Source organism: Streptomyces apricus (assembly GCF_008369065.1).
Taxonomy (GTDB): Bacteria; Actinomycetota; Actinomycetes; order Streptomycetales; family Streptomycetaceae; genus Streptomyces; species Streptomyces apricus.
Map to the genome: position 1 here is coordinate 367,248 of NZ_VDFC01000040.1, position 8,905 is coordinate 376,152.

At 71.6% G+C, this 8,905-nt stretch carries 6 protein-coding genes; 5 read left to right on the forward strand and 1 reads right to left on the reverse strand.

Translation table 11 applies throughout. The annotated features are described in order from the left end of the window. The first annotated feature begins 116 nt into the window (after nt 1-116). The 3 genes from FGF04_RS14605 (at nt 117) to FGF04_RS14615 (ending at nt 4,921) form a co-directional block, all read left to right on the forward strand. Nucleotides 117-1,502 carry a class II fumarate hydratase gene (locus FGF04_RS14605; protein ID WP_149511733.1) on the forward strand — a complete coding sequence of 462 codons (1,386 nt, stop codon included), beginning with the start codon at nt 117-119 and terminating at the stop codon, nt 1,500-1,502. A gap of 72 nt (nt 1,503-1,574) precedes the next feature. Then, entirely contained in the window at nt 1,575-2,267 is a 693-nt protein-coding gene (fomD, locus tag FGF04_RS14610; RefSeq protein WP_149511734.1) for a cytidylyl-2-hydroxypropylphosphonate hydrolase, read from the forward strand. A gap of 413 nt (nt 2,268-2,680) precedes the next feature. Then, the gene (locus tag FGF04_RS14615) at nt 2,681-4,921 is read left to right on the forward strand and encodes an ATP-binding SpoIIE family protein phosphatase (protein ID WP_235882333.1); all 2,241 of its coding nucleotides are present in this window, start codon (nt 2,681-2,683) and stop codon (nt 4,919-4,921) included. Nucleotides 4,922-4,994: 73 nt separating this feature from the next. Here the strand turns inward: FGF04_RS14615 and FGF04_RS14620 are convergent, their stop codons facing one another. Continuing rightward, on the reverse strand, nt 4,995-7,295 hold the full coding sequence (locus tag FGF04_RS14620; RefSeq protein ID WP_149511735.1) for a transglycosylase domain-containing protein: 2,301 nt from the start codon (nt 7,293-7,295) through the stop codon (nt 4,995-4,997). A gap of 392 nt (nt 7,296-7,687) precedes the next feature. Here FGF04_RS14620 and FGF04_RS14625 point away from each other — a divergent pair, with 392 nt between their 5' ends. Further along, nucleotides 7,688-8,212: a PadR family transcriptional regulator gene (locus tag FGF04_RS14625; RefSeq protein ID WP_149511736.1), complete on the forward strand. Its 525-nt coding sequence runs from the start codon at nt 7,688-7,690 to the stop codon at nt 8,210-8,212. Continuing rightward, nucleotides 8,209-8,895 (forward strand): ABC transporter ATP-binding protein, encoded by a 687-nt coding sequence (locus FGF04_RS14630; protein ID WP_149512275.1) that lies wholly within the window; start codon nt 8,209-8,211, stop codon nt 8,893-8,895. The genes FGF04_RS14625 and FGF04_RS14630 overlap by 4 nt, the downstream gene beginning before the upstream one ends. Nucleotides 8,896-8,905 lie beyond the last annotated feature (10 nt).

The window sequence follows — 8,905 nt, forward strand, 5'->3', positions numbered from 1 at the left end:
CCCCTAGGTACCTAGAGGCGCGGGGAACTGCGCAGGAGCGCGCAGCGCGACAGGGGGTCTGGGGCGCAGCCCCAGGGACGGGAATGGGCAGGGGCGGCGGGGGCGATACACCTGGTATGACCGACTACCYCATCGAACACGACTCCATGGGCGAGGTCCGCGTCCCCGCGGACGCGAAGTGGCGCGCCCAGACCCAGCGCGCCGTCGAGAACTTCCCCATCTCCGGCCAGCACCTGGAGCGCGCCCACATCGAGGCCCTGGCCAGGATCAAGGCGGCCGCGGCCAAGGTGAACGCCGGCCTCGGCGTGCTGGACAAGGACGTCGCGGAGGCCATCCAGGAGGCGGCGGCCGAGGTCGCGGACGGGAAGTGGGACGAGCACTTCCCCGTGGACGTCTTCCAGACCGGTTCCGGGACGTCGTCCAACATGAACACCAACGAGGTGCTCGCCACCCTGGCGACGGAGCGGCTCGGCCGGGAGGTCCACCCGAACGACCACGTCAACGCCTCCCAGTCCAGCAACGACGTCTTCCCGTCGTCCCTGCACATCGCCGCGACCGCCGCCGTCACCCGCGACCTGATCCCCGCCCTTGAGCACCTCGCCGCCGCGCTGGGCCGCAAGTCCGAGGAGTTCGCCGACGTCGTGAAGTCGGGGCGCACCCACCTCATGGACGCCACCCCGGTGACGCTCGGCCAGGAGTTCGGCGGGTACGCGGCTCAGGTGCGGTACGGGATCGAGCGGCTGGAGGCCTCCCTGCCCCGGCTCGCCGAGCTGCCCCTGGGCGGGACGGCCGTGGGGACCGGCATCAACACACCGCCCGGCTTCTCCGCCGCCGTGATCGCCGAGGTCGCGCGGACCACCGGGCTGCCGCTGACCGAGGCGCGCGACCACTTCGAGGCCCAGGGCGCGCGGGACGGCGTCGTCGAGACCAGCGGCCAGCTGAGGACCGTCGCGGTGGGCCTCACGAAGATCGCCAACGACCTGCGGTGGATGGCGTCGGGACCGCGCACCGGGCTCGCGGAGATCAACCTGCCCGACCTCCAGCCCGGCTCGTCGATCATGCCCGGCAAGGTGAACCCCGTCATCCCCGAGGCCGTGCTGATGGTGGCCGCCCAGGTGACCGGGAACGACGCCACGATCGCCGTCGCCGGGGCCTCCGGCAACTTCGAGCTCAACGTCATGCTGCCGGTCATCGCCAAGAACGTCCTGGAGTCGGTCCGGCTGCTCGCGAACGTCTCCCGGCTGCTCGCCGACCGCACCGTGGACGGCATCACCGCCAACCGCGAGCGGGCCCGAGAGTACGCCGAGTCGTCGCCGTCGGTGGTGACCCCGCTGAACAAGTACATCGGGTACGAGGAGGCCGCGAAGGTCGCCAAGAAGGCGCTGGCCGAGCGGCGGACCATCCGCGAGGTGGTGCTGGACTCCGGTTACGTGGAGCGCGGGGACCTCACCCGGGAGCAGCTGGACGAGGCCCTGGATGTCCTGCGGATGACGCGCCCGTAACGTCGTCCCGCCGGCGGACGAACCATGGCTCCGAACGCCGCGTCGTATGCCCCGGGCACCTAATATCTGTCCATGGCAGAGGGTGGAGCGGTGACACACGTGGAATCGGGCGGTCCGGCGGCGTACTGGAACCCCGGGAGTCAGATCCTGTGGCGGTACCGGGAGAACGCCGGCGAGCGCTTCCACATCGTGCGTCCCGTGACCGTCGTACGGGACGACGAGGAGGTGCTCGCCGTCTGGCTGGCCCCGGGGACCCCGTGCACGAAGCCGGTCCTCGCGGACGGCACGCCGGTGCACGCGGAGCCGCTGGAGACCCGCTACACCCGGCCGCGGACCGTGCAGCAGGACCGCTGGTTCGGCACCGGCGTGCTCAAGCTGGCGCAGCCGGGCCGGCCGTGGTCGGTGTGGCTGTTCTGGGAGCCGGGCTGGAAGTTCAAGAACTGGTACGTCAACCTGGAGGAACCGCTGGTCAGATGGTCCGGCGGGGTCGACTCCGAGGACCACTTCCTGGACATCACGGTGCACCCGGACCGCAGCTGGGGCTGGCGCGACGAGGACGAGTTCGCACAGGCCCAGCGGGACGGCCTGATGGACGCCCGGTCGGCGGAGCGCGTGCGGGAGGCCGGACGGGCGGCGGTGGAGGTGATCCGGCGCTGGGGCCCGCCGTTCTCGGACGGCTGGGAGCACTGGCGCCCGGATCCTGCCTGGCCCGTCCCGTCCCTGCCGGACGACTGGGATCGCACGCCCGCGCACGTGTCCACATGAGACCCTTGATGCGCCCCCGTGGTAGAACCGTAGGATCGTCCTCCGCAACGCACAACAGCGAACAGCAACGAACAGAACGCAAGAGGGCGAAGAGAACGGACTGTCAGGGCCGGTGCACCGCACCGCCGTTGGGAAGCGGTGGCCGGACGGCGGACGGGTGCATCCGGCAACTCCCGTACGATGCGCCGGGCTTGACCGAACGTCACCGAGGGGCGGCAGGACGTGAGCGAGGGGTACGAGGGCCACGGCGGCACGGCCGGGAGTGGGCGAAAGAGATGGTTCCCGCCGGTGTCCGCAGGTCCTTCTTCTGAGAGGCTGTCTGATCACGCGGTAAATCCGTTCCTGGGACACGCATTCCGGGTATCGGGTTCTTCGCGGGACGAACTGCACGCAGGGCGCGCAGCACCGGACGGATGGATTCGACACGCGTGACGGAGCACCCCATCTCCCATGAGCGCCGGCAGCCGAGTGCTGCCCGGCCGACGGCCCCCGCGGACCCCCGCGGGGCGCTCCTGCGCACCCCTGAGCCGCCGGTACCGGGCTCAGCCGGTTTACCCGCGCAGGGCAGGACCACCGGCACCCCCGCCCCACCGGGGGCCGCAGCAGCGCCCGTCCAGGACGGCGGGGCCGGCCGGACCGCGGACGGCCCGTCCGTGCCCGCGGACGTCCGGACCGCCGCCACCGGCACGTCCGCCGCGTCGGGTTCCCCGGCCGGCAACCAGGGCCCGCCCGCACCCTCGGGAGGGCACGGCCCGGCCGACCCGCCCGCCGGGTCCGGTCCCGGGCAGTCCCAGCCGTCCGCGGCGGAGCCGGGTCCGCACCGTCCGCGGCCCGTACCGGAGGCGATCGTGACCCAGCCCGGCGCCGAGGCCCCGGCCCACCAGGGCGGCAAGGACCGCCGTACGGGACAGAGCCAGCCGCCGCCCGGCACGCCCATGCCGATGCGCCGCGACGGCGACCGGCTGCGCTTCGTGGGCGCCGCCACCCGGCGGATCGCCCGCGGCATCGACCTCGACGAGATCGTGATGGGGCTATGCCGGGCGACCGTCCCGACCTTCTCGGACGCGATCCTCGTCTACCTGCGCGATCCGCTGCCGGTGGGCGACGAGCGGCCGATGGGCCCCGTCGTGCTGCGGCTGCGCCGCACGGACCGCATCCCCGAGGACCGGGACACCGAGGGCTTCCTGCTGCCCGCCCTGCAGCCCGAGCCCGACGTGGGCGTCACCGCCGAGCTGTGCACCGTACGGCCCGGCGGCGCGCTGAACGAGGTGCTGCGCGGGGTGCGGCCGGTCTTCGCGGACGCGCCCGCCGCCCGGGCCGCGCTGCCCGAGCTGATCGGTGACGACCTGACCGTGCCCGGCGGCCAGCGCGCGATCCTCGCGCCGCTGCGCGGCCGGCGGCGCGTGATCGGGGCCGCGCTGTTCCTGCGCCGCCCCGACCGGCCCGCCTTCGAGACCGACGACCTGCTGGTCGCGGCGCAGCTCGCCACGCACAGCGCGCTCGGCATCGACAAGGCGGTGCTGTACGGGCGCGAGGCGTACATCGCCGACGAGCTGCAGCGCACGATGCTGCCCGAGACGCTGCCGCGCCCCACGGGCGTGCGGCTGGCCTCCCGCTACCTGCCGGCCGCCGAGACCGCCCGGGTGGGCGGCGACTGGTACGACGCGATCCCGCTGCCCGGCAGCCGGGTCGCCCTCGTCGTCGGCGACGTCATGGGCCACTCCATGACCTCGGCGGCGATCATGGGCCAGCTGCGGACGACCGCGCAGACCCTGGCCGGGCTGGACCTGCCGCCCCAGGAGGTCCTGCACCACCTGGACGAGCAGGCCCAGCGCCTGGGCACCGACCGCATGGCGACCTGCCTGTACGCGGTGTACGACCCGGTCGCGCACCGCATCACCATCGCCAACGCGGGCCATCCGCCGCCGGTCCTGCTGCATCTGGGCGGGCGGGCCGAGGTCCTGCGCGTACCGCCGGGTGCCCCCATCGGCGTAGGCGGTGTGGACTTCGAGGCGGTCGAGCTGGACGCGCCCGCGGGCGCCACACTGCTGCTCTACACCGACGGGCTCGTGGAGTCGCGGCTGCGGGACGTGTGGACGGGGATAGAGCAGCTGCGGGAGCGGATCGCCGCCACCGCGCAGCTGACCGGCCCCGACCATCCGCCGCCGCTGGAGGCGCTGTGCGACGAGGTGCTCGACATGCTCGGTCCGGGTGACCGGGACGACGACATCGCGCTGCTCGCCGCGCGGTTCGACGGGATCGCGCCCAGCGACGTCGCGGTCTGGCACCTCGACCCGGAGGACGCGGCGCCCGGGCGGGCGCGGCGGCTGGCCCGCAAGGCGCTCTCCCGCTGGGACCTGGAGGAGCTCACGGACTCCGTGGAGCTGCTGATCAGCGAGGTCGTCACCAACGCGGTGCGGTACGCCTCGCGGCCCGTCACGCTGCGGTTGCTGCGGACCGATGTGCTGCGGTGCGAGGTGGGGGACGACGTGCCGCAGTTGCCGCGGTTGCGGAACGCCCGGGCCACCGATGAGGGTGGGCGGGGGCTCTATCTGACCATGGGTGACGGTTGGGGTCCGGCGGCGTCGGGGCGCGGGGGGTTCGGGTCGCTGCGGGGCCGTCGTGGCTGGTCGCGCCGTTCCCCGCGCCCCTAAAAGATTGCGCCGTTCCCCGCGCCCCTGAAAAGCTGCGCCGTTCCCCGCGCCCTTTTCAGGGCGCGGGGTTCCGTTACTCGTTCTCGTTCGCCTGGGGGTCGTCCGGGTCCGGGGGGAGTTCTATTCCTCCCGGTGGGGAGGATGACGGGCTCGTCGACGGGGAGGTCGGGAGGTCGTCCGAAGGGGTCTCCTCCGGTGTGCTCTCCTCTTCCTCCGGGCTGGACGACGGCGGCTTCGTCGTCGGCTCCTCCGAGGACGGCTCCTCGGACGGGGTCGTCGGCGTCTCGGACACCGTCGGCGTCTCGGTGGGCCGCACGGCCGCACCCTGGTCGGTGTCCAGGTCGAACTCGGAGACGTCCCCCATCGCGCCGAAGGTGTACGCCGCCCAGATCTGCGCCGGGTAGCCACCGCCGTTGACGCGGCCCTTGCCGGGCAGGAGCCCGGTGGCACCGGTCAGGGAGACCTGCTTGTGCGGGGGCTTGTCGTCCTCGCCGAACAGCCCGACCGAGGTGACGAGGTTCGGCGTGTAGCCGGTGAACCAGGCCGACCGGTTGAAGTCGGAGGTGCCGGTCTTGCCCGCGACCTGCTGGCCGTCCCGGTTCGGGTTGTCGCGCACCGACGTCCTGGCCGTACCGTCGTCGACCACGCCCGTCAGCACCGAGGTGACGGTGTCGGCGGCCTCGCGGCTGACGACCTGCTCGCCGATCGCGTCCGGGAACCTGACCGTGCGGTCCTTGTGCTGGACCGACTTCACGAGGGCCGGGGTGACCTTCTTGCCGTGGTTGTCGAGGGTGGCGTAGACGCCGGCCATCTCCAGCGGGCTGGCGCCCATGGTGCCCAGGGTCTGCGCGGGCACCGACTTGACGCCCTCGACGTCCATGCCGAGCTCGCCCGCGGTCTTCATGACCTGGTCCATGCCGACGTCGACGCCCATCTGCGCGAAGACGGAGTTGATGGACTTGTTCATCGCGGTCTGCACGGTGACGTCGCCGTAGTCGACGTCGTCCTCGTTCGGCGGGGAGAAGCCGACCTTCGCCCCGTCGTCGAGGACGGGCCGCTTGCTGGTTCCGTCGTAGATCGTGTTCGCGGTGATCGGCTGGTCGTCCTGGGTCGTGGCGCCCTCCTGGACGGCCGCGGCGAGGATCACCGGCTTGAACGTGGAGGCGGGCTGGTAGTCGCGGCGCGTCGCGTTGTTGGTGAAGTGCTTGACGTAGTCCACGCCGCCGTACATCGCGAGGACCCGGCCCGTCTTCGGGTCGACGGAGGCCGCGCCGGCCTGGACGTCGGCGTCGACCTTGCGCTTCTTGCCGTCGAGCTTGCCGGTCAGCTGGGCCTTGACGGACTTCTCCAGCTGGGCCTGCTTCTTCTTGTCGATGTTCAGCGTGAGGGTCCAGCCGCCCGCCTTGACCATCGTCTCGGCCTCGTCCATGTCGGCGGCCGTGCCCTGCCCGACGAGCTGCTTCGCGAGGGCCGTGTTGGCGGCCTCGACCAGGTAGCCGGCCTGGCCCTCCAGACCGGGCGCGCCCTTGGGCTCCTCGGGTACGGGGAACTTCATCGCGTCGCGCTCGCCCGACTTCAGCCAGCCCTCCTCGACCATGTTGTCCAGGACGTAGTTCCAGCGGTTCTTCACCAGCTCCTTGCTGGTGTCGGTGGCGACCGCCCAGTCGTACTGGCTCGGGGCCTGCAGCAGCGCCGCCAGGTACGCGCCCTGCTCGACCGACAGGTCGTTCGCGTCGACGCGGTAGTACGCCTGCGCGGCGGCCTGGATGCCCCAGGCGTTGCGGCCGTAGTAGCTGGTGTTGATGTAGCCCGCGAGGATGTCGTCCTTGGACTTCTGGCGGTCCACCTTGAGCGAGATGACCAGTTCCTTCAGCTTGCGCGTGACGGTCTGGTCCTGCGTGAGGTAGTAGTTCTTGACGTACTGCTGGGTGATCGTCGAGCCGCCCTGCTTGCCCTTGCCGGACAGCGTGTTGAGCAGACCGCGGGCCGTGCCCCTGAAGTCGACGCCGGAGTCCTTGTAGAAGGACTTGTTCTCGGCGGCGACGAAGGTCATCCGCACGCCCTTGTCGATCTGGTCCAGGTCGACCAGCTCACGGTTGACCTCGCCGACGCGGGCGAGCGTCGCACCGTTGCTGTACTTGTAGATGTTGCTCTGCTGCACCGCGGCCGCGTTCCCCTTGGGGACGTCGATCAGCAGGTACAGCGCGACGAACGCGGCCATCCCGAGCAGACAGAGGCCGAAGAACGTGCCGAGGAGCTTCTTCCAGGTGAAGAAGCGGCGTATGCCGCTCCTGCCGCCCGCCTTCGACGAGCGTTTCGGCGCGCCGCGGTGGCCACCGCGCTGCCGCGCTCGTCTCTCGTCCGCTCGTCCCATGGATCCGTCCGCTCCGCTTCCGTCTCTCGTGTCTCACAGGTTCGTCGCCCGGGTCAGCTCAGCAAGCTAACACCGCACCCCTGGACAAACGTCCGTCGATCCGGCCTTTTACGGACGTGAGAATCAGCACGCGCCCCACAGGAACCGACGACTCACGGGCCCGGAAGGTTGCCCCGGCGGGCCCGGTGGGCGCCCGCCAGGGGCGCGGGGAACGGCGCGACCGGCCACGACGGCGCCGCACCGGTCCGCGATCCGTCCCACCCCGCTCCKCCCCGCCTCCACGGTCGCAGAATCGTGACAATCACCTCTGACCTGCGAGGCAGCACCTCCTGAGCCCACGTCTACACAGTGCGTATACACGCCGTGTATACGCACTGTGTACAGTGCTCCGCATGTCCATCGGTCACACGCTCCTAGGACTCCTGGAGTCCGGGCCCCGTCACGGTTACGACCTGAAGCGGGCCTTCGACGAGAAGTTCGGTCACGACCGGCCGCTCCATTACGGCCAGGTCTATTCGACGATGTCCCGCCTGCTGAAGAACGGCCTCGTGGAGGTCGACGGGATAGAGGCGGGCGACGGCCCCGAGCGCAAGCGCTACGCCATCACCGAGGCGGGCGTCACCGACGTCCAGCGGTGGCTCGCGACGCCGGAGAAGCCCGAGCCCTACCTCCAGTCGACCCTCTACACGAAGGTCGTCCTCGCCCTCCTGACGCACCGCGACGCGTCCGACATCCTCGACACCCAGCGCTCGGAGCACCTGCGCATGATGCGTATCCTCACCGACCGCAAGCGCAAGGGCGACCTCGCCGATCAGCTGATCTGCGACCACGCCCTCTTCCACCTGGAGGCGGACCTGCGGTGGCTGGAACTCACCGCCGCGCGCCTCGGCAAGCTCGCAGAGGCGGTGACCCGATGACCCCCGCAGGCTCCCTGCTCGTGGCCCACGACCTGCGCAAGGCGTACGGCCCCACGAACGCCCTCGACGGCGCCGGGTTCTCCATCCACCCGGGCGAGGTCGTCGCCGTGATGGGCCCCTCCGGCTCCGGCAAGTCGACCCTCCTGCACTGCCTCGCCGGCATCGTGACGCCCGACTCGGGGTCGATCATGTACGACGGCCGCGAGATGGCGACGATGAACGACTCCCAGCGCAGCGCGCTGCGGCGGTCCGAGTTCGGGTTCGTCTTCCAGTTCGGCCAGTTGGTTCCGGAGCTGACCTGCGTCGAGAACGTGGCCCTGCCGCTGCGGCTGAACGGCACCTCCCGCAAGGAGGCCGAGCGCACCGCCCTGGCGTGGATGGAGCGCCTGGAGGTCGACGACCTGAAGGGCAAGCGGCCCGGCGAGGTCTCCGGCGGCCAGGGCCAGCGCGTCGCCGTGGCCCGCGCCCTGGTCACCGGCCCGCGGCTGCTGTTCGCCGACGAGCCCACCGGCGCCCTCGACTCGCTCAACGGCGAGCGCGTGATGGAACTGCTCACCGACGCCGCCCGGTCCGCCAACGCGGCCGTCGTCCTCGTCACGCACGAGACCCGGGTCGCCGCGTACTCGGACCGCGAGATCGTCGTACGGGACGGCCGGTCGCGGGACATGGAGCGTGCCGTATGACCGGCCGCCC

What these genes read in the sequence shown, in the direction of transcription:
- FGF04_RS14615 (WP_235882333.1), top strand. Translation starts at nt 2,681, where the DNA reads ATGGATTCGACACGCGTGACGGAGCACCCCATCTCCCATGAGCGCCGG.
- FGF04_RS14630 (WP_149512275.1), top strand. Translation starts at nt 8,209, where the DNA reads ATGACCCCCGCAGGCTCCCTGCTCGTGGCCCACGACCTGCGCAAGGCG.
- fomD (WP_149511734.1), top strand. Translation starts at nt 1,575, where the DNA reads ATGGCAGAGGGTGGAGCGGTGACACACGTGGAATCGGGCGGTCCGGCG.
- FGF04_RS14620 (WP_149511735.1), bottom strand. Translation starts at nt 7,295, where the DNA reads ATGGGACGAGCGGACGAGAGACGAGCGCGGCAGCGCGGTGGCCACCGC.
- FGF04_RS14625 (WP_149511736.1), top strand. Translation starts at nt 7,688, where the DNA reads ATGTCCATCGGTCACACGCTCCTAGGACTCCTGGAGTCCGGGCCCCGT.